Consider the following 20,409-nt stretch of genomic DNA (forward strand, 5'->3'; position numbering starts at 1 on the left):
GTGACCGGCATGACCACCACCTCCTCCGCTCCGGCGCCGCGAACCTCCTCACGGTAGGAGGGGTGGCGCCGAGCCGGTAGCGAATTCCCCGGCGACTCGACCGGCACGGCGGGCTAGGGTCGAACCGTGACCCGGGACCCCCTGCTGTTGAGCGGTGATGTGGACGACGCCACGACCCGCCTGCTGCGCACGGCGGCACGCTTCGACGCCACCGATCTGGCGCAGGACTGCCTGCTGCCGGGGTGGACCCGCGGGCACCTGCTGGCCCACCTGTCCCGCAACGCCGACGCCCTGGTCAACGCCCTCACCTCGGCCCGCACCGGCGACCTGGTCCCGATGTACCCCAGTGAGGAGGCCCGGGCCGCCGGCATCGAGGCCGGGGCCTTCCGCTCGCCTCAGGAGCACCTGGACGATCTGCGCCGCAGCGCCGACCGGTACGCCGAGGCGGTCGCCGCGATGCCGGTGCCGGCCTGGTCGGCCACCGTGCAGACCCGGCGTGGTCCCCTGCCGGCCGCCGTGCTGGTCTGGCGTCGGCTGCGGGAACTGGAGGTCCACCATGTCGACCTGGCCGCCGGTTACCGCCCACAGGACTGGTCACCGAGCTTCGCGCACCGGCTGCTGCACGAGGTGGTCACCGATCTCGGCGAGCGCGATCGGGTGCCGCCGCTGGTGCTGCACTTCGACGGCGGCAGTCACGAACTCGTCATCGGTGACCGGGCCCAGGCGCCGGTCGTCTCCGGTCCGACGGTCGAGGTCGCCGCGTGGTTGACCGGCCGCAGCCCAGGTACCACCCTGACCGTCACCCCCGATGGTCAGCTACCCGACCCACCGGAATGGATCTAGCCAGAGATGACCTACGACGGAGCAGTCACCCCCGGCGGCCCACCAGCGGTACGCGAACTCGACCGGCTGACCATCACCAAGGTGTCGGTCGGGCCGATGGACAACAACGCGTACCTGCTGCGCTGCCGTGACACCGGCGAGCAGGTGCTGATCGACGCGGCCAACGAGGCACCCCGGCTGCTGGAACTGATCGGTGACGCCGGGCTGACCGCGGTGGTCACCACCCACCAGCACATGGACCACTGGGTGGGGCTGGAGGAGGTCGTCGCCAAGACCGGTGCCCGCGCGCTGGTGCACGCCGACGACGCGGCCGGGCTGCCGATCGAGGCGCAGACCCTGGCCGAGGGCGACACCGTGCCGGTCGGCGACTGTGCCCTGGAGGTCATCCACATCAAGGGGCACACCCCGGGTTCGGTGGCGCTGCTCTACCGCGACCCGGCCGGCGTCCCTCACCTTTTCACCGGGGACAGTCTCTTCCCGGGTGGGATTGGCAACACCGACCAGGATCCGGAGCGCTTCGCCGCCCTCATCGACGATGTGGAGCACAAGCTGTTCGACCGGCTGCCGGACGAGACCTGGTTCTACCCGGGCCACGGGCGGGACTCCACCCTGGGTGCGGAGCGCCCCCAGCTGGGTGAATGGCGGGCCCGGGGCTGGTGACCCGGGGGATGGTCGGAGGTCAGCCGGTCACCGCACGCAGCCGGCGTCGGGTGCCGAGCAGCACCACGGCGGCCAGCACCAGACCTCCGACCATCGTGACCAGCAGCGGGCTCGTACCGCTGGGCAGCAGCCCGGCCAGGGACCGCGAGGCGGTGCCCACCGCCAGGTAGAGACCGGCCCAGGCGCCCGCGCCGAGGGCAGCGAACCCGAGAAACCGTGGGTACGACATGCGCAGGCCGCCCGCCGCCAGCGGCAGCAGCGCGTTGAACACCGGCAGGAAGGGCGCTACCAGCACGAGTCGACCGCCGTTGCGGCGCAGGATGCGTTCGGCCGCCACCCAGCGGGGCTCGCCGACCCAGGCACCGAACCGGCTGTGCCGCAGCCGCTCGCCCCAGTGTCGGCCGACGAGGAAGGTCATGGACCAGCCCACCAGGCATCCGGTGACCACGGCGACGAAGGTCGCCAGGCCGGTGCCGGGCGTTCCGACGGCCACCGCGGCGAGCACGGCCACGTCACCGGGGACCAGGACCCCGAACAGTGGCACCGCGTCGAAGAGCATGACCACCCCGAGCAGGGCCATCAGGCCGGCGATGGGTAACTCTCCAACCTGGGCCAGCTCGTCTGCCATACCCCGTACGCTATGGCCTGATCACCACCACGGACATCAGATTTCCACCCGACATTGCCCCGGATTCACCTCCGGGGCCTCCCTGAACCCCCCTCGGGGAGCGGATTGTGTCGACGCCTCGCCGACACCTCAGGCGCTTCACCCGGCAAATCTGCATTTCACCGGCTAATGTCGGGAAAGTATCGGACGATCACCGGCATGTGACCGGGGGTCGTCTGCTGGACAGGGAGAGAGAACGCATGGCAACCGGCACCGTGAAGTGGTTCAACTCGGAAAAAGGCTTCGGATTCATCGAGCAGGACGGCGGCGGACCCGACGTGTTCGTCCATTACTCGGCGATCGCCAGCAGTGGCTACCGGGAGCTGAACGAGGGTCAGAAGGTCGAGTTCGACGTGACCCAGGGACAGAAGGGTCCGCAGGCGGACAACGTCCGTCCGCTGTAACCGGTGTCGGTGGCGGCGGTCGGGACCGACCGCCGCCACCCGTAACCCGAGCTTTCCGGACCGCCGGATGCCCTTATCCGTCGGTCGAAGGCTGTGCGGCGGACCCGACGATCGGGAGGACCACTGCGGAGGGACGCTCCGGATCGTGCAGGATCTCCCGATAGCCACCCCGCAAGGTCACGGCCGCCCCGAGGGGTTCCCCGGTGCCCGGGTTGCGGGCGTACCGAGGATGGGCCCCGCCGGAGACCTGGAGCCGCAGCCGGTGCCCGACGGCGAACCGGTGGGCCACCGGCCACATCTGCACCGTGACCGCCACCGTGCCGGAGCCGTCGGCCGGCAACCGCTGCGGATCGACCCGGACCAGGCCGTCGCAGATGTTCCAGGATCGCCCCTGCCGGTCCACGTCGCACAGTCGCACGAACACATCGAAGTAGTCGAGTTCACTGCGTACATGAATCTGTGCGCGTACCGGCCCGATCACCTCCAGCGGGCTGGTCAACGGCTCGCTGGTCCAGGTCAGCACGTCGGGCCGGGCCTCCACGGGCCGGTTGTCGACCGCTCCGGCCCGCTGAGCCACCAGCAGCGCACCCCCCAGGGAGGGGGTCGGATCCGCCGGGTCGTAGAAGAATCCGTCCGGCGAGGACGGCACCGGCGGGCAGGTACGCAGGGCCGAGTGCGGATGCAGATACCAGTCGGTGGTCTGCGCCGAGGGCGGCCAGTCCGGCAGGTCACGCCAGCCGCCGCCGACCCCACCGACGTGTACCCGCACCGGGCCGTCCGTCGGCTGCGTGGCGCCTCGGTCGGTGTCGTCGGTCGGCAGGTGGGTGCCGAGCCAGCCCAGGCCCTCGCGCAGGGCCGCGACGTACAGTCCGGGGCTGCCGTGGGTCCACGGCCCGATGATCAGCCGGGGCTGGGCGCCCCGGGCCCGCAACGCGGTGTAGTCGCTCAACTGGGCCGGCAGGAAGATGTCGTGCCAGCCGCTGACCATCGCCACCGGCGCCCGCACCAGGTCCAGCCGGTCGTCGAAGACCCGGGCACGCCAGTAGTCCGCCTGCGGGGTGTGGTGGCGCAGCCACTGCTGGAAGAACGGGACGGTGACCCCGGTGGCCACCCGGTCGGCCTCCACCAGCGGCAGGTGGGACAGGGCGGCGAGCAGTCGGGGCTGGCCCCGTTTGAGTTCCCACTGCCGGGCCAGCCACGGCACGGTCTGCGCCTGCAGCAACTCCACCCAGGTCAGGACGGTGTCCAGGGCGAAGGACTCCCCGGCGTAGGTGGAGTCACGGGTGGAGGAGGCGGTGGCCACCGCCACCATGGCCCGCATCTCCTCCCCCGCGTCGGCGGCCAGGGCCCACTGCACGAAGCCCTGATAGCTGGCGCCGAACATGCCGAAGGCGCCGCACCACCACCGTTGCCGGCGCATCCAGTCGAGGGTGTCCAGCCCGTCCTCGCGCTCGTGGACGAAGGGATCGAAGACCCCGCCGGAGCCACCGGTGCCCCGACAGGACTGGATGACCACATGGAATCCCTGCTCGGCGGCGATCCGGCAGAGCAGCCGCATCGGCCCGCCCCGGCCGTACGGGGTCCGGATCAGCACGGTGGGGGCCTGGGCCAGGGCGGGGGCGTAGTGGTCGGTGCGCAGGATCACCCCGTCCCTGGCCCGGACCGGGATGTCCCGGGTGACGGTGATCCTTCGGGTACGGGCCCGGGGCAGCCGCAACGCGACCCCGGCGAGTCGGGAGGCCAGCCGTTCCAGCACGGGCCCTCAACCCGCCCGATGCCGTGGGGGTGGGGTGGGCCGGGCGTCGCGCACCGCGTCGCGGTGTTCCCGCAGGGACACCCCCATGGCGGTGATGAACCGGTACACGACTTCCAACTCCTCGTCCTGGAACTCGTCCATCACCACATCGGTGCGCTGACCGAGGGGGCGGAAGAAGTCCCGGGCGACCGTGGCCCCCTGCTCCGCGTAGTGCAGCAGCACCTTGCGCCGATCGGTGGTGTCCCGGTCGCGCCGCAGGTGCCCGGCGCGTTCCAGCCGGTCGATCAGGGCGGTGACGGAGCCCGAGGAGAGGTCCAGGTGCTCGGCCAGTCGACCGGGGGTGATCGGCTCGCCGGACAGCTCGGCGTCCATCACGGCGATCAACGCTTGCAGGTCGGTGCCGTTGAGGCCGTGTTGACCGGCGAAGGCGTGCCCGACGTGCTGGGCCTCCACGCAGTAGCGCCGCAACTCGGCGGTGATCTCCGCGACCAACATCTCCCGCCGGGTTTCACGCCGCCGGTACATCCCGTGCCCTGCCACGTCGCGCCGCTTCCCTCCCGAGGCCTCCGGATGCGCAGCATAGCCCAGACCGCGACATCTCTCGACAGCCAAGATACTCGAAGGACGAGAGCTGTTGCGCGTCGTTTCTTGATAAGCAAGAATCTCGACAATCAAAATATCGGCTCCCTCGGCGGGAGCCGGACCGAATCCAACGACCGGAGCGCCGAGCATGTCTCTGTTCACCCGTGTCGCCCGCAGCCGTCGGGCCGCATGGCTCACCGTCGCCGTGGCCGTCCTCGTCGGCGTGGCCGTCTTCGGGCTACCCATACCCAGCAACCCGGCACCGGTCTCCGCCACCGGCCTGTCCGAGCAGTGGCAGTCCACCCAGGTGGAACGCCTCCAGCGGGAACTACCCGCCAGCGGCGTCCAGCCGGCCGTCGTGGTGGTCAGCCGCGACGACGGCGCCCCGCTGACCGAGGCCGACCGGGCGGCGATCACCGAGGGCACCGGCGGGCTGCGCCAGTTGGCCGTCGGCGGGCAGGTGGCCCCGCCGCAGCTGTCCCCGGACGACACCGTGGCCCTGGTGGCCGTACCCCTGGACAGCACCGGCGGCCAGGAGGTCGTCGCCGACCGGGTGGCCGAGGTGCGCTCCGCCCTCAGCGGCTTCCCCGGGGACCTGACGGTCGAGGTGACCGGCCCACCGGCCTTCACCGCTGACCTGACCAAGGTCTTCGAGGGCGCGGACGTCACCCTGCTGCTCTTCACCGCCGCCGTCGTGGCCGTGCTGCTGCTGGTCACCTACCGCAGCCCGGTGCTGTGGCTGGTGCCCCTGGCCGTCGTGGCCGCCACCGAACAGATCACCCTGCGGGCCCTGGAAACGATCATTCCGGCGGTCGGCATCAACTTCGCCGGCGGCGCCGTCACCGGCATCGCCAGCGTGCTGGTCTTCGGCGCGGCCACCAACTACGCCCTGCTGCTGATCGCCCGCTACCGGGAGGAACTACGCCGCGAGGAGGACCGCTTCACCGCGATGCGGGCCGCCCTGCGGCGTACCGCCGAGCCGATCCTGGCCAGCGGCAGCACGGTCATGCTCGGCGTACTCACCCTGCTGCTGAGCGAGCAGGAGACCAACCGTGCCCTGGCCGTGGCCTGCGCCACCGGCATCCTGCTCGCCATGGCCTCGGCCCTGTTCGTCCTGCCCGCCGCCCTGGTCCTGCTGGGACGCCGGCTGTTCTGGCCCTTCGTGCCCACCGCCGGCAGTGTCGGCCGCGAGGGCCGGATCTGGGGGGCCCTCGGCTCCGCCGTGATCCGTCGCCCGATCCCGGTGGCGGTGCTGGCCACCCTGCTGCTCGCCGGGCTGGCCCTCGGTGGCCTCGGCATCCGCACCGGGCTGTCGGAGACCGAGCAGTTCCGGGTGAAGCCGGAGGCCGTCGCCGGGGCGCAGACCCTGGCCCGCGCCTTCCCGGCCGGCACCACCCAGCCGCTGGCGGTGATGACCAACCCGGCCGCCGTGCCGGCGGTCACCGCAGCCGCCGCCGAGGTGCCCGGGGTGGCCTCCGCCCGACCCGGCCCGGCCGGTGCCGAGGTGGCCCAGGTCGATGTGGTCCTCGAAGCCGAGCCGGGCACCGAGGCCGCCAACCAGACCCTGGAGCGGCTGCGGGACACCGTCGGCGCCGTGGACAACTCGGCACCACCGGCCGTAGCCGGGATCGAGCAGCCCTCCGGAGCGGTCGTCGGGGGCACGGTCGCGGGCCGGTACGACTCCGCCGCCGCCGACGCCAAGGACCTGCGGCTCATCCTGCCGCTGATCCTGCTGCTGGTCGGGGCCGTGCTGGTCCTGCTGCTGCGCGGCCTGCTGGCCCCGGTGCTGCTGGTGGCCACGGTCGTCGCCTCGTACTTCGCCAGCCTCGGCGGAGCCTGGTTGATCTTCGAGTACGTGTTCGACTTCCCGGCGATGGACACCGGGGTGCCGCTGCTGGCCTTCGTGTTCCTGGTAGCCCTCGGGGTCGACTACAACATCTTCCTGGTCACCCGGGCCCGGGAGGACGCCCGCAGCACCGACACCCGCCAGGGCATGCTCTCCGCCCTCCGGGTCACCGGCGGGGTGATCACCAGCGCCGGCATCCTGCTCGCGGCGGTCTTCGCCGTGCTCGGGGTCCTGCCGCTGATCACCCTGACCCAGATCGGGATCATCGTCTGCCTCGGGGTCCTGCTGGACACCCTGCTGGTCCGTACGGTCGTCGTGCCGGCCCTGGCCTTCCTGCTCGGTGAGCGGTTCTGGTGGCCGGGTCGGATCGCCCCCAAGCCGACTCAGTAGCCCAGGCAGACGCACTCCGTCATCAGGGCGCGCACGTTACGCACGTAGCTCGGGTTGGGGATGGCCAACGGCCGCCCCTCCCGAGCTACCGCGTGGTGACCGTAGTTGTAGGCGGCGATGATCGCGTTGAGCAGGCAGGAGTTCAGCTCACTGCTGCACAGATCGGTGTCCAGGCGGTAGTCGGCGTCGAAGTACATGTCGCCGATGTACTTGGTGAGCCAGGCCAGGTAGGTGGCCCCCAGGTAGGCGTTGTCCCGGTGGTCCCACACGTCGTGGTTCTGGCCGAACCGCTGGTTCATCCAGGTAGCCGTGTCCGGCATGACCTGCATCAGGCCGATGCCGCCGTCACAGGCGACGATGTGGGACTGCCAACCGCTCTCCTGCCAGGCGGTCGCCTTGATCAGATTGGCCGGGATCCGGATGTCCGGCGCCGAGGTAGGCCAGTAGGTGCGGCCCGCGGCCTCGGTCAAGGCGGCCTTGACCTGCGCCCGGCTGGCCTCCTCGCCCTTGTAGCTGGGTTTGCAGCCGCTCGGGGCGGGCTTCGGCGGCGCCGGCGGTACCTTCGTCTCCGTCGGCGGCTCCGGCACCGCGCGGGGAGCCGTGCTGGTACGCCGGGGCTTCGGCGGCGCCTTCGTCGTCGCCTTCGCACTGGGCCGGGTGCTGGCCTTCGGCGCGGCACCCAGCGACTCCACCGCCTCCGGTGTCGGGCTCGGCTCGCCTGGGGTGGCCGAAGTGCTCGGCTCCACCACGGACTCCGGCTCCTCCTCGGGCAGGGCCACCGGGGCGGGCAACTCGCCGGCCGGAGGGTCCACCCTGGCGCATCCGACCCCGGCGACCAGTAGCGCACCCACCACCAGTGCCGCCGTCAACCGGCTGACCTTGCGCCCCATCCGGGCCCCCTTCGGCAGTCACGAACCGCCGCCGCACCCTAACAACTATCGACCGGCGCGGTGGTCCCGTGCGGACCCCTGCGCTGCTCAGGTGGGTTACCGGTGGCCACGGCGCGGTCCCGGGTGGCCCAGGCGACCATGAAGACCGCCGTCCACGCCGCACCCAGCGACACCGCGGCCAGGGTGCCGCTGGCCGTACTCAATCCCAGGTACAGGCGGGCGCCACCGATGCCGACCACTCCGGCCACGGCTGCCGTCCACAGCGCCACCGCCACCGGCCACCTCGCCTGGCGGGACAGCAGCCAGGCCAACATGCACAGACTGGCCGCCACCACGGCGTTCTGGGTCCAGATCTGCGCCACCGGGCCCTCGGCCACCAACTCGGTCACCACCGCCAGGACCACCAGGGGTACGAAGGCGCCGACCGTGCCGACCACACTGAGCAGGTCACCCCGCCAGGGCCGATGCCGAAAGGCCTGCACCCCGGCCACCACCGCCACCAGCACGATCAACGCCGACCCCCGCAGCACGGTCACGCCGAGCTGGGCCACCTCGACCGCCCCGGGGGTACGCCGGGCGGCGAACCAGCTCCCGATCGCACCGTCGATGAGGGCCAACCCACTGTGCCGTACCGCCGCCCGCATCGTCCCGGTGATCGCCAACGCGACCACGAACAGCAGTCCCACCCCGGCGGTCAGATTGGCCAGCAACGCCCAGGTCGGCCCGAAACGCATACTGAGCAGGAAGAACAGCAACCCGTACCGGGCCGACAACCAGCGCACCGGGGGCAGTCGGGCGGCCCGCACCAGCAACGCCCGTACCGGATCGGGGTTGCGGCCCAGCCACCGGCCGCCCAGCACCACCGCCACCAGCGCGGCCACCAGGACCAGCACCGCCCCGGTCGCCCGACCCAGCAACCGGGACACCGTGTGGTACGACTCACCCGCCAGATGTCCCACCAGGACCGAGCCACCCACCCAGGTGATCACCCCGGCCAGGTTCCACGGCGCGAACCGCCGGTACGGCATACCGGCCGCCCCGGCCAGCCGGGGCACCAGGGTACGGGCGAAGGCCACCCAGCGGGCGGTGAAGACCCCCCGACCCCCCATCCGTACGACCATCGCGTCGGCTCGGGCCCACCGGTGCGCCCCCACCCGGGCGCCCCACCGACTGGCCCGCAGCCGTGGCCCGTAACGCCGACCGGCGCGGAACGCCACCGCGTCTCCCGCGACGGCCGCCAGAATCATCACCAGCAGGGCCGGTCCGAGTCGGAGGGTGCCGGTGTAGGTGAGGAAACCGACCAGCAGCAGAGTGGCCTCCCCCGGCGCGACCAGGCCGATGATCACCCCGGTCTCCGCGGCCACCACCAGCGCCGCCACCACGTAGATCAACCAGGATGGTAGGTGTTGCAGCGAACTCAGCAGTTCATGCACGCCGGCCCCCCGGGGTCACCTCAGCAAGGCTGCCCCGTAAGTGTGACAGCGCCGACATGTGGCGCAGCGCACTACGCCACCGGCGACCCCGACGCGGCATAGGCTCGGCACAGGCGGGAGGATGGAACTCATGCAGCTTCGCACCGACCTCCGCAACGTCGCCATCATCGCTCACGTCGACCACGGCAAGACCACCCTGGTCGACGCCATGTTGCGGCAGTCCGGCGCCTACGGCGCCCGGGGCGAGGTGACCGAGCGGGTGATGGACTCGATGGACCTCGAACGGGAAAAAGGCATCACCATCCTGGCCAAGAACACCGGCGTGCGCTACCTGCCCGCGGACGGCTCCGACCCGGTCACCATCAACATCATCGACACCCCGGGCCACGCCGACTTCGGCGGCGAGGTGGAGCGTGGGCTGACCATGGTCGACGGGGTGGTGCTGCTGGTCGACGCCAGCGAGGGCCCGCTACCGCAGACCCGGTTCGTGCTCCGTAAGGCCCTCAAGGCCCGGATGCCGATCATCTTGGTGATCAACAAGGTGGACCGTCCGGACGCCCGGATCAAGGAGGTCGTCGACGAGGCGTACGAACTCTTCCTCGACCTGGACGCCGACGAGTCGCAGATCGACTTCCCGATCGTCTACGCCTGCGCCCGTGACGGCATCGCCTCCCTGACCCAGCCCGCCGACGGCTCCGTGCCGCAGGACAGCACCAGCCTGGAACCCCTGTTCCGGACCCTGCTGGACACCATCCCGCCGCCCGCCTACGACGAGCAGGCGCCCCTTCAGGCCCACGTCACCAACCTCGACGCCTCCCCCTTCCTCGGCCGGCTGGCCCTGTGCCGGGTCCGGCAGGGCACCATCGCCAAGGGGCAGACCGTGGCCTGGTGCCGCACCGACGGCAGCACCCAGCGGGTACGCATCTCCGAACTGCTGATGACCGAGGGCCTGGAGCGCAAGCCCGCCGACTCGGCCGGGCCGGGCGACATCATCGCGGTCGCCGGCATTCCGGAGATCATGATCGGCGAGACCCTGGCCGACGCGGAGAACCCCCAGCCGCTGCCCCTGATCACGGTCGACGAGCCGGCCATCTCGATGACCATCGGCACCAACAACTCGCCGCTGGTCGGTCGGGTCAAGGGCGCCAAGGTCACCGCCCGGATGGTCAAGGACCGCCTGGACAAGGAACTCGTCGGCAACGTCTCACTGCGGGTGCTGCCCACCGAACGCCCGGACGCCTGGGAGGTGCAGGGCCGAGGTGAGCTGGCGCTGGCCATCCTGGTCGAGCAGATGCGCCGCGAGTCCTTCGAACTGACCGTCGGCAAGCCCCAGGTGGTGACCCGGGAGATCGACGGCAAGACCTGTGAGCCGGTGGAGCGGCTGACCATCGACGCCCCGGACGAGTACCTGGGCGCGATCACCCAGCTGCTGGCCACCCGCAAGGGCCGGATGGAGCAACTGGTCAACCACGGCACCGGCTGGATCCGGATGGAGTGGCTGGTCCCGGCGCGCGGCCTGATCGGCTTCCGCACCGAGTTCCTCACCGAGACCCGGGGCACCGGCATCCTGCACCACGTCTTCGAGTCCTACGAGCCCTGGTTCGGCGAGCTGCGTACCCGCAACAACGGCTCGCTGGTCGCCGACCGCTCCGGCAGCGTCACCGCGTTCGCGATGACCAACCTCCAGGAACGCGGCCAGCTCTTCGTCGAGCCCGGCACCGAGGTGTACGAGGGCATGATCGTCGGGGAGAACTCCCGCTCGGACGACATGGACGTCAACATCACCAAGGAGAAGAAGCTCACCAACATGCGCTCGTCGACCGCCGACGAGACCGAGAAGCTGATCCCGCCGCGCAAGCTGTCGCTGGAGCAGGCCCTGGAGTTCTGCCGCGAGGACGAGTGCGTCGAGGTCACCCCGGCCGCCGTACGCATCCGCAAGGTGACCCTGGACCAGACCCAGCGGGCCCGCGCCACCGCCCGCCGCAAGCACGCCGGCTGACCCGCCCGTTTCAGGAAGGGCCCCTTCACCTCACCAGAGGTGGAGAAGGGGCCCTTCCTTTCCGTTACCCTCGGCGGGTGATCTTCGAGGGGTGGGCGGCGCGGCTCGACGCGGTGCCGGGGACCATCTCGGTGTACGCCGGTGCCCTGGACGCCCCGCCCGCCTGGACCCGCCACCCCGAGGCCACCCACTACGCGGCGAGCACGATGAAACTGGCCGTGCTCGCCGCACTGCACCGGGTCGCGGAGAACGGTGGACCCGACCTGGACACCCCCATCGAGGTGACCGACCGGTTCACCTCGGCCGCACCGGACGCCGCCGGCTTCTCCTGCGCCCGGGAGTACGACAACGACAGCCTGGTCTGGGAGCGACTCGGCCGGCGGGTGTCACCCCGGTGGCTGGCCGAGCGGATGATCGTACGGTCCAGCAATCTCGCCACGAACCTGCTCATCGAGCAGGTCGGGCTGGCCGCCGTGGCGGAGGTCTGGGCGTGTGTCGGTGCCCGGCACAGTGTCACCGGACGCGGCATCGAGGACTTCGCCGCCCGGGAGGCCGGGATCAGCAACCTGGTCACGGCCGCAGACCTGGCCGCCCTGCTCGACGCCATCGCCACCGGGGCCACCCGGGCCGGACCACTGGCCTCGCCGGCCGGCTGCGCGGCGATGCTGGAGGTGCTCTGCGCCCAGCAGATCCGGCAGGACATCGCCGAGGGACTTCCCGCCGGCACCCGCCTGGCCCACAAGAACGGCTGGGTACGCGGGGTCCGGCACGGCGCGGCCGTGGTCTTTCCCGATGACGCCGCCCCGTACCTGCTGGTGGTCTGCACCACCACCCCGCTCGGCGAGCACCAGCGCAGCACGGAGGCCGACATCGAGGCGCGCCGCCTGATCGCCGACATCTCGGCCGGGGTCTGGCAGGCCCGCCACGACCTGACCGCCACCGACCCGCGCTGAGTCCTCAGCTCTTTGTTTTCGCCGGTTCCCGTCGTCGGTCCCGGGAGGACTTGGCCAGGCTGACCACGGTCGCCACCGCCAGGGTCACCACGATCACCAGCAGGGACAGCCAGGTAGGAATGTGCGGCGCCCAGCCCACCGGCTCGCCCCCGTTGAGGAAGAACAGCCGGTTCTCCGCCAACGCCTCCAGGACCAGCTTGACCCCGATGAATCCGAGCACCACGGCCAGGCCGTAGCTCAGGTAGATCAGCCGGTTCAGCAGGCCACCGAGCAGGAAGTACAGCTGCCGCAGCCCCATCAGCGCGAAGACGTTGGCGGTGAAGACCAGGTACGGCTCATGGGTGATGCCGAAGATCGCCGGGATGGAGTCCAGGGCGAAGATCAGGTCGGTGGTCCCGATCGCGATCATCACGATGAGCATCGGGGTGACCTTCCACCGGCCCTGCTCCCGGGCGGTCAATCGGGCCCCGTGGTACTCCCGGGAGATCGGCAGGGCCCGACGACTCCACCGGATCAGCACATTCTCCTGGAACTCCTCCTCCGCCGACTCGCCCTGCCGGGCCAGGTTGATCCCGGTGTAGATCAGGAAGGCGCCGAAGATGTAGAGCACCCAACTGAACTGGGAGATCAGCGCGGCCCCGGCCGCGATGAAGCCACCCCGCATGACCAGCGCCAGCACGATCCCCACCAGCAGCACCTTCTGCTGGTACTGCCGGGGCACCGCGAAGCGCGCCATGATGATCATGAAGACGAAGAGGTTGTCGACCGAGAGGCTGTACTCGGTCAGCCAGCCGGTGTAGAACTGCCCGGCCACACTCCCCCCGGCGGTGGCCCAGAGCCCGACGCCGAAAAGCAGGGCCAGCCCCACGTAGCAGGCCACCCAGAGACTGGACTCACGCACGCTCGGCTCATGCGGGCGCCGGCCGATGATGAACAGGTCCACCAGGAGCACCCCGGCCAACACGACAAGCGTGACGGCCCACACGAGTCCGGACACCTCCACAGTCTCGTCCCCACCCCACCCCCCAGCAACACACCACCGCACACCCACCCAGCTCACCCACCCTAGGTTTCCTAGGAGGCTAGGCGCCACCCACCCCGCACCCACCCGGCACCCCCTGATCGCCCCGTTGATCATGAGGTTGACGGCGAAGTTGATCACTCTGACTGCCGCTAACCTCATGATCAACGGGGTCAAGGGGGTGGGTGGAGGGGGTGGGGTGGGGCGTGGCAGGCTGCGGGGATGGTTCTTGAGGTTGCGTTGATCGATGTGGTGCCGGGTCAGGAAGACACCTTTGCCGCCGCGTACGCCGAGGGGCATCCGGTGTTGGCGAGCACCCCGGGCTGCCGCTCGGTACGGATGACCCGGGGGATCGAGTCGCCCTCCCGCTTCGTGCTGCTGGTCGAGTGGGACTCCGTCGAGGCGCACGAGCAGAACTTCCGGGCCAGCGAACGGTTCCTCCGGTGGCGGGAGTTGATCGGGCCGTACTTCGCCAGCCCGCCCCGGGTCGAGCACTTCGTGGACGTGCCGGCCTAGCCGGGCACGAACGGCTCCGGCGCCGGGCCCACACGCAGGCGTACCGGCGCCGGACTGTCCGGGGGTCGTTTTTTGTCGTACCCCTGTTCTAGCCTGCGCCTCGCGTCGGCACCGCTTCCCGACGGCTACGGGGGCGCCGGGCCGGTGCCGACGCGCCCACGCTCACCGCGCCGACGCGCCGGCCCCTACCCGTCCAGCCAGCCGGCCAGCACCTGAGCCGTCTCCTGTTCGGGCAGCGCCGCCTCCAACAGCCGATGGGTCATCCGCTCGTACCGGTCGACGTCCGTCGCGGTGGTCAGCCGCACGTCCGTGGTCAGCGCCTCCAACATCACCGTCCGCGGATCCGCCGGATCCGGGAAGGAGTAGCAGGAGTACGGGGTCAGCGGCAGCGGCCCGACCTCCGACCCGTTCGGCAGCAACCGGACCGTCACATGCGGCAGCTCGGTCAGATCCAGCAGGTGACGTACCTGTTCCCGCCAGACCTCGACCGGGTCACCGGCCCGCTCGCAGGCCGCCCTGGTGATCAGCGCCGTGTAGTGCGGCGGCTCGATCCGGCGCAGCACCGCGTGCCGGGCGGACCGGGCCCGCAGGTCGGACTCCACATCCACCTCGGGATCGATGAGCTGACCGGCGGCGATGCGCAGCCGGGCGTACGCCGAGGTTTGCAGCAGGCCCGGCACTACGCAGGGCTGGTATTCCACGATGCCCGCCGCCCCGGCTTCGAGTTCGGCGTAGGTGCGCTGCCGTACCCCCATCTCGCCCAGCGCCTTCCACCAGCCTCGGCTGGTGGCGGCGTCGCGGGCGATGACGATCAAGGCGTCGCGCTGGGAGGGCGGCACCTGGTAGACGTCGAGCAGATCCAGCACGTCGGCCAGATCGGGACGACTCTGCCCCAACTCGATGCGGGACAGCTTGGAGGTGGAGGCCCAACCCAGCCGGTCACACACCTGTTCCAGGGTCAGTGTCTCTCGGCGCCGAAGCTGTCGCAGCTCCGCTCCGAGCCGCGCTCGTCGAATGACCGGACTCGTTGGCAACGGCATCCCCGCCTCCCCACCGAGGGAGAGTACGCACGACGATCACCCAGCGCAATAGGATGCTCGCATTCCGCTATTCTCCCGGGCTGGAACAGCTCATCGCGAGAAGCTCCACCCGGATCACCGCACCCCGGCTGCGTCCATCCCCCGCAACTCCTTCTTCAGCTCGGAGACCTCGTCGCGGATCCGGGCGGCCAGCTCGAACTGAAGCTCTCGCGCGGCGGCCAGCATCTGGTCGTTGAGTTCCTGGATGAGCTGCGCCAACTCGGCCCGCGCCATGCCCTCCCGGGCGGGGGTGGCGGCACCGGCCCGGCCCCGACTGCGGGTCTCCTTGACCGGCGCTTTGCCTCGGGACAGCTGCCGCACCGCCCCGCCGACCCGGGTGGCCTCGGTGTCCTCCGCCTCCCGGTAGATGTCATCGAGGATGTCGTGGATCTTCTTGCGCAGGGGTTCGGGGCTGATGCCGTGCGCCTCGTTGTGCGCGATCTGCTTGGCCCTGCGCCGGTTCGTCTCGTCGATCGCGTTCGCCATCGACGGGGTGATCTTGTCGGCGTACATGTGCACCTGGCCGGAGACGTTACGCGCGGCCCGGCCGATGGTCTGGATCAGCGATCGGCCGCTGCGCAGGAAGCCCTCCTTGTCCGCGTCCAGGATGGCCACCAGGGAGACCTCCGGCAGGTCCAGGCCCTCCCGCAGCAGGTTGATGCCGACCAGCACGTCGTAGTCGCCCCGGCGCAGCTCACGCAGCAGCTCCACCCGGCGCAGGGTGTCCACCTCGGAGTGCAGGTAGCGCACCCGGATGCCGTTCTCCAGGAGGTAGTCCGACAGGTCCTCGGCCATCTTCTTGGTCAGGGTGGTGACCAGGACCCGCTCGTCGCGCTCGGTCCGCAACTTGATCTCGTGCATCAGGTCGTCGATCTGGCCCTTGGTGGGCTTGACCACGACCTCCGGATCCACCAGGCCGGTCGGCCGGATCACCTGCTCGACGAACTCCCCCTGGGAGTGTTCCAGCTCCCAGGTCCCCGGGGTGGCCGACAGGAAGACCATCTGCCCGACCCGCTCCAGAAACTCGTCGAACCGCAGGGGCCGGTTGTCCGCCGCGCTGGGCAGCCGGAAACCGTGGTCGATCAGCATCCGCTTGCGGGAGGCGTCGCCCTCGTACATGCCGCCGATCTGCGGAATTGTGACGTGCGACTCGTCGATCACGGTGAGGAAGTCGTCCGGGAAGTAGTCGAGCAGGCAGTGCGGTGGGCTGCCCGGCAACCGGCCGTCGATGTGCATCGAGTAGTTCTCGATGCCGGAGCAGAAGCCGACCTGCCGCATCATCTCGATGTCGTACGTGGTGCGCATCCGCAGCCGCTGCGCCTCCAGCAGCTTGCCCTGGCGATCCAGCTCGGCCAGCCGCTCGGCCAGCTCGGTCTCGATGTCGCGGATGGCCCGTTCCATCCGCTCCGGCCCGGCCGCGTAGTGGGTCGCCGGGAAGATCAGCAGGTGGTCCACCTCGCGCACCACGTCACCGGTCAGGGGGTTGAGGTAGTAGAGCTTCTCCACCTCGTCACCGAACAGCTCGATGCGTATGGCCAGTTCCTCGTACGCCGGGATGATCTCCAGGGTGTCGCCGCGCACCCGGAAGGTGCCGCGCTGGAAGGCCATGTCGTTGCGGGTGTACTGGATGTCGACCAGGCGGCGCAGCAACTGGTCGCGATCCAGCTCCTGGCCGACGGCCACCCGCACCGCCCGATCCAGGTATTCCTCCGGGGTGCCCAGCCCGTAGATCGCCGACACGGTGGCCACCACCACCACGTCGCGGCGGGTCAGCAGCGACATGGTCGCCGAGTGCCGCAGCCGCTCCACCTCCTCGTTGATCGAGGAGTCCTTCTCGATGTAGGTGTCGGTCTGCGGAATGTACGCCTCGGGCTGGTAGTAGTCGTAGTAGGAGACGAAGTATTCCACCGCGTTGTCCGGCAGCAGCTCGCTGAACTCCTTGGCCAGCTGCGCACAGAGGGTCTTGTTGGGTGCCAGCACCAGGGTGGGACGCTGCAACCGCTCGATCAACCAGGCCGTGGTGGCGCTCTTGCCGGTGCCGGTCGCGCCGAGCAGCACGGTGTGTCGGTCGCCCCGGCGCACCCGCCGTTCCAGATCGTCGATCGCGGCCGGCTGGTCGCCGGCCGGCTGGAACTCGCTGATGACCTGAAACCGGCCGTCGAGCCGGGGAATGTCGAGCGCCATGTCGTCCACGGTACGCGGGGGGCCCGACAGTTCGCGGTGACTACGCCCCGCAGGTGACCGGCCTCAATATTCGCATTGTGTGGTTCTTCTCACCCGGCTACCCTTCTTTGCGTAGGCCGCTCGCGGCGGCCGTCCGGGGTCGGTGGCGGGCCACACAGGTCATGCCGCCCCCGGCGCAGTGGGTAGCAGCACCCAGATTTGTGGCGTGCGCACCCGACGTGGTCGCGCGGACGACGCGCTGACCGGCCGCCGCGAGCGCCCCTATGTCGTCACCCCACCCCGGTCCACGGCGTTCATCCTCCGTGGAGAACAGCTCACGACCACTGCCCAGCGGCCGAGCCGACCGCCGACATCGCGCCGGTTCCCGCCGCCACCGTGCCGGCATCGAACCACCGGCCGTCCTCGGTCTGGACCGCCCCGGCCTGGACACCGGCCAGCCGGAACAGACCGGCCCGGATGCCGACCAGCCAGACCGACCCGGGCCAGGGCTGCCGGGCCTGGCGGGGCTGTCTGACCGACTGCTCGACCCGGTGGCCGAGGAGGACCTCGCCGGTGCCGACGAGGAGGCCGAGGAGGCCCGGCAGAGGTTCGCCCGGCGCCGCCGACTGACCCTGACCGGGCTGGCGCTCACCGCCGGACTCTCGGCCGTCCTGCTGGTGCTGACCCTGCTCAACTGGGTCCCCCAGGAGCCGGCCAGCCGTCCGTTGACCTCGGCCGAACGGGGCCGGCTGGCGGTGATGCGGGTGACCAACCAGCGCGACCTGCGGGCCGGCTTGCAGGTCACGATCGGCCGTGGCGGCGACCGCACCGACCTGCTCGGTTGGGTCGACTGGGCCCGCCGGTTGGTCTACGTCGACGTGGGCGGACCCGGGGCGGGGGTGCTGCGGGGCCTGGCGCAGGCCACCCCCACCGTACTGATGTCCCGGCCCGATCCCACCGCGGTGCCGGCACCGGCGATGCCGCCCCTCATCCCACCGGTCGACGGCTGGCGGGTGGCCCCGGACCAGCGGCTGACCCCACTGCTGGCCATGATCTTCGCGCTGACCGCCGACCGTCCGGACCCGGTAGACGAGACTTCGGGCCGGTGGGTCGGCCGGGAACGACAGCACGGGGAGAACCTGGACATCCTGGAGGCCCCTTGGCCGGGCCCCGAACCGGCCGAGGCCACCCGCTACTTCCTGGACCCCGACGGGAGGCTGCTCCGGCTGGAGGCCACGGTCGCCCCGGTCGGGCCGGTCACCGTACACCTGAATCGGGTGGACCGGCCGACCCTGCGGCCGGTCGACGCGCTGGGGGGCCGCCCCGGCCTGCCCCGCGCCCTCAACTCGGCCGAGCGGGACCGCTGGCGGGGGCTGCCCGCCCGGTTGCGGGCCGCCGGTGGCGCCACCCTCACGGTGACCGTACCGGCCTCGGCCGACACCAACCTGCGGGGCCGCGGCTGGTTGAGCTGGACCTCCAACACGGCCTACCTGGGGGTCACCGACCTGGACGCCGAGGGCACCCGCACCCTGGTACGCCGAGAGGGCGGCAAAGTCACCCGGGTCGACACTGCGGCGCCGGGGGACCCGGCGGACCCACCGCCCCTGCCACCACCGGGCACCGGTTGGCGGGGCGGAGCGCACCGCGCTCAGGCACTGGACCCCCTGGTGGCCCGGGCCCTGCGGGCGGCCCGCGGCAGCGGCCCCTCCGGCACCCCCCGCCGGGTACGCGGCGACAACCTGACCGGCAGCGTGGTCGACGTCATCGAGGTCGGCAGCGGATCGGGTAGGACCCGGTACTGGGTGGACCGGTCCGGTCTGCTGCGCCGGCTGGAACTGCCGACCCCGGGCGGCGCCTGGGCCCAGCTGGACCTGAAACCCGGCCGGGTCCCGTCGCTTCCCAAGCCGACGAAGGCCCGCTGACCGCCTCCGGGCCCGGCTAGGGGCGCCATCCGGTCCGGGCCGCCCACTCCTCCGCCCGCAGGTGCTCCTCGTCGAACCAGGGGTCCTTCGCGGTCGCGTACGCCCCGCTGTCCGGTGCCGAGGCCGCCAGTTCCCGCTTGAGCATCAGATAGGCGGCCCGCCGGTCCGGATCGGACAGCAGGTGGTCCCGCATCAGCAGGGCGTACCGCCAGCCGGGTGACCCGGTCACCCGCAGGTGCAGATGCACCGGACGGGCCGGGTCGGCGCTGCCGTGCAGGCGCTTGGCCCACCGGCCGGAACCCGCCCCCCGAGGGGTGTCCCACCAGTCTCCGGGCATCCGGGGAAAGCCGGCCTCGGCCAGGGGCTGCGCCAGGGCGTCCGCCTGGGCCAGGGAGGAGACGCCGAGCTGGATGTCGATGACGTCCTTGGCGGCCAGACCCGGCATCGCGGTGGAGCCGATGTGATCGATCCGCAGTTCCTCCGGGGCGATCGCCTGTCGGATCCTGGCGGCCAGCCGGGCGTACTGCTGCGGCCAGGTCGGATCCGGTTCGGTGAGGATCACCTGGTGCGCCCGGACCGCCCGTCGATGGCGCAGGTTGTCCTCGAAGGGCACCAGCCGCTCGTACCACAGGGCGTCGACGGCGGCGTGCAGCTGCGCCAGGGTGCCGTCGTTGCTGAGCAGCACGTCCGCGACCGCCGCCCGGCGGGCGTCGTCGGCCTGACCGGCGATCCGCCGCTCGACATCGGCCCGGCTCATCCCCCGGTCGCGGGTCAACCGCTGCACCCGGGTGGCCAGCGCCGTCTGCACGACCACCACCAGGTGGTACGTGGGAGCCAGCCCCACCTCCACCAGCAGGGGTACGTCGTTGACCACCACCGCATCGGGTGGGACGGCGGCCACCAGTTCGGCCGTACGGGCCCGCACCCGGGAGTGGACGATGGCCTCCAGCCGGCGGCGGGCAGCCTCGTCGGTGAAGACCAGGTCGGCCAGGGCGGCCCGGTCCAGGGCCCCGTCGGGGTCGAGTACCCGTTCGGAGAAGGCGGCCACCACCTCGGCCAGTCCCTCGGTGCCCGGGGCCACCACCTCCCGGGAGAGCTGATCGGCATCGATGAGCACCGCGCCGCGCTCGACCAGTCGCCGCGCCACCGCGCTCTTGCCCGAACCGATTCCGCCGGTCAATCCCACCTTCAGCACGGCCTCAGTCAACCCGATCATCGCCCTACCGCCAAACAGGGCCCGCGCCCGGAAACGGCGAGGGCCCCGCCTCGAACCCGGAGATCCGGG

17 protein-coding genes are annotated in these 20,409 nt (G+C 71.1%); 8 read left to right on the forward strand and 9 right to left on the reverse strand.

The window, feature by feature from the left end; translation table 11 throughout:
* The first annotated feature begins 126 nt into the window (after positions 1–126).
* Both ACGFIK_RS07355 and ACGFIK_RS07360 read left to right on the forward strand, forming a co-directional pair.
* On the forward strand, positions 127–843 hold the full coding sequence (locus ACGFIK_RS07355) for a maleylpyruvate isomerase family mycothiol-dependent enzyme (protein WP_357529784.1): 717 nt from the start codon (positions 127–129) through the stop codon (positions 841–843).
* A 6-nt stretch (positions 844–849) separates the two neighbouring features.
* Positions 850–1,503, forward strand: coding sequence for an MBL fold metallo-hydrolase (locus ACGFIK_RS07360; protein ID WP_393338250.1), 654 nt, complete (start codon positions 850–852; stop codon positions 1,501–1,503).
* A 19-nt stretch (positions 1,504–1,522) separates the two neighbouring features.
* Here ACGFIK_RS07360 and ACGFIK_RS07365 read toward each other — a convergent pair whose 3' ends face one another.
* Positions 1,523–2,131, reverse strand: coding sequence for a DedA family protein (locus ACGFIK_RS07365; protein ID WP_393338253.1), 609 nt, complete (start codon positions 2,129–2,131; stop codon positions 1,523–1,525).
* A gap of 239 nt (positions 2,132–2,370) precedes the next feature.
* Here ACGFIK_RS07365 and ACGFIK_RS07370 point away from each other — a divergent pair, with 239 nt between their 5' ends.
* Positions 2,371–2,574 carry a cold-shock protein gene (locus ACGFIK_RS07370; RefSeq protein WP_327024961.1) on the forward strand — a complete coding sequence of 68 codons (204 nt, stop codon included), beginning with the start codon at positions 2,371–2,373 and terminating at the stop codon, positions 2,572–2,574.
* A gap of 73 nt (positions 2,575–2,647) precedes the next feature.
* Here ACGFIK_RS07370 and ACGFIK_RS07375 read toward each other — a convergent pair whose 3' ends face one another.
* Complete coding sequence (locus ACGFIK_RS07375) at positions 2,648–4,330, reverse strand: CocE/NonD family hydrolase (RefSeq protein ID WP_393338255.1); 1,683 nt, start codon at positions 4,328–4,330, stop codon at positions 2,648–2,650.
* Between the two features lie 6 nt (positions 4,331–4,336).
* Positions 4,337–4,855, reverse strand: a complete 519-nt coding sequence (locus ACGFIK_RS07380; RefSeq protein WP_327024959.1) for a MarR family transcriptional regulator — start codon at positions 4,853–4,855, stop codon at positions 4,337–4,339.
* Positions 4,856–5,060: 205 nt separating this feature from the next.
* Here ACGFIK_RS07380 and ACGFIK_RS07385 point away from each other — a divergent pair, with 205 nt between their 5' ends.
* Positions 5,061–7,148: an MMPL family transporter gene (locus ACGFIK_RS07385; RefSeq protein WP_327024958.1), complete on the forward strand. Its 2,088-nt coding sequence runs from the start codon at positions 5,061–5,063 to the stop codon at positions 7,146–7,148.
* On the opposite strand, the gene ACGFIK_RS07390 is transcribed toward ACGFIK_RS07385, so the two are convergent.
* Positions 7,142–8,038 carry a transglycosylase SLT domain-containing protein gene (locus tag ACGFIK_RS07390; RefSeq protein WP_327024957.1) on the reverse strand — a complete coding sequence of 299 codons (897 nt, stop codon included), beginning with the start codon at positions 8,036–8,038 and terminating at the stop codon, positions 7,142–7,144. The two genes, ACGFIK_RS07385 and ACGFIK_RS07390, sit on opposite strands and share 7 nt — an antisense overlap.
* Positions 8,039–8,076: 38 nt before the next feature.
* A complete protein-coding gene (locus ACGFIK_RS07395; RefSeq protein ID WP_327024956.1) occupies positions 8,077–9,471 on the reverse strand; it encodes a VTT domain-containing protein in 1,395 nt (464 codons plus the stop codon).
* A gap of 130 nt (positions 9,472–9,601) precedes the next feature.
* Here ACGFIK_RS07395 and typA point away from each other — a divergent pair, with 130 nt between their 5' ends.
* Both typA and ACGFIK_RS07405 read left to right on the forward strand, forming a co-directional pair.
* Entirely contained in the window at positions 9,602–11,470 is a 1,869-nt protein-coding gene (typA, locus tag ACGFIK_RS07400; protein WP_327024955.1) for a translational GTPase TypA, read from the forward strand.
* A 77-nt stretch (positions 11,471–11,547) separates the two neighbouring features.
* Positions 11,548–12,423, forward strand: a complete 876-nt coding sequence (locus ACGFIK_RS07405) for a serine hydrolase (RefSeq protein ID WP_327024954.1) — start codon at positions 11,548–11,550, stop codon at positions 12,421–12,423.
* A gap of 4 nt (positions 12,424–12,427) precedes the next feature.
* On the opposite strand, the gene ACGFIK_RS07410 is transcribed toward ACGFIK_RS07405, so the two are convergent.
* The gene (locus tag ACGFIK_RS07410; RefSeq protein WP_327024953.1) at positions 12,428–13,426 is read right to left on the reverse strand and encodes a TerC family protein; all 999 of its coding nucleotides are present in this window, start codon (positions 13,424–13,426) and stop codon (positions 12,428–12,430) included.
* 240 nt (positions 13,427–13,666) lie between these two features.
* Here ACGFIK_RS07410 and ACGFIK_RS07415 point away from each other — a divergent pair, with 240 nt between their 5' ends.
* The gene (locus ACGFIK_RS07415) at positions 13,667–13,960 is read left to right on the forward strand and encodes an antibiotic biosynthesis monooxygenase family protein (RefSeq protein ID WP_327024952.1); all 294 of its coding nucleotides are present in this window, start codon (positions 13,667–13,669) and stop codon (positions 13,958–13,960) included.
* A 185-nt stretch (positions 13,961–14,145) separates the two neighbouring features.
* Here the strand turns inward: ACGFIK_RS07415 and ACGFIK_RS07420 are convergent, their stop codons facing one another.
* Together ACGFIK_RS07420 and uvrB are read right to left on the reverse strand one after the other, a co-directional pair.
* Positions 14,146–15,000, reverse strand: a complete 855-nt coding sequence (locus tag ACGFIK_RS07420; RefSeq protein WP_393338261.1) for a helix-turn-helix domain-containing protein — start codon at positions 14,998–15,000, stop codon at positions 14,146–14,148.
* 114 nt (positions 15,001–15,114) lie between these two features.
* Positions 15,115–17,223 (reverse strand): excinuclease ABC subunit UvrB, encoded by a 2,109-nt coding sequence (gene uvrB, locus ACGFIK_RS07425; protein WP_393338264.1) that lies wholly within the window; start codon positions 17,221–17,223, stop codon positions 15,115–15,117.
* A gap of 302 nt (positions 17,224–17,525) precedes the next feature.
* Here uvrB and ACGFIK_RS07430 point away from each other — a divergent pair, with 302 nt between their 5' ends.
* Positions 17,526–19,124 carry a hypothetical protein gene (locus tag ACGFIK_RS07430; RefSeq protein ID WP_393338266.1) on the forward strand — a complete coding sequence of 533 codons (1,599 nt, stop codon included), beginning with the start codon at positions 17,526–17,528 and terminating at the stop codon, positions 19,122–19,124.
* A 16-nt stretch (positions 19,125–19,140) separates the two neighbouring features.
* On the opposite strand, the gene coaE is transcribed toward ACGFIK_RS07430, so the two are convergent.
* Positions 19,141–20,319 carry a dephospho-CoA kinase gene (gene coaE / locus ACGFIK_RS07435; RefSeq protein ID WP_393338551.1) on the reverse strand — a complete coding sequence of 393 codons (1,179 nt, stop codon included), beginning with the start codon at positions 20,317–20,319 and terminating at the stop codon, positions 19,141–19,143.
* Positions 20,320–20,409 lie beyond the last annotated feature (90 nt).

This window comes from Micromonospora sp. NPDC048871, from assembly GCF_043198155.1.
In the GTDB taxonomy this organism is placed as follows: Bacteria; Actinomycetota; Actinomycetes; order Mycobacteriales; family Micromonosporaceae; genus Micromonospora.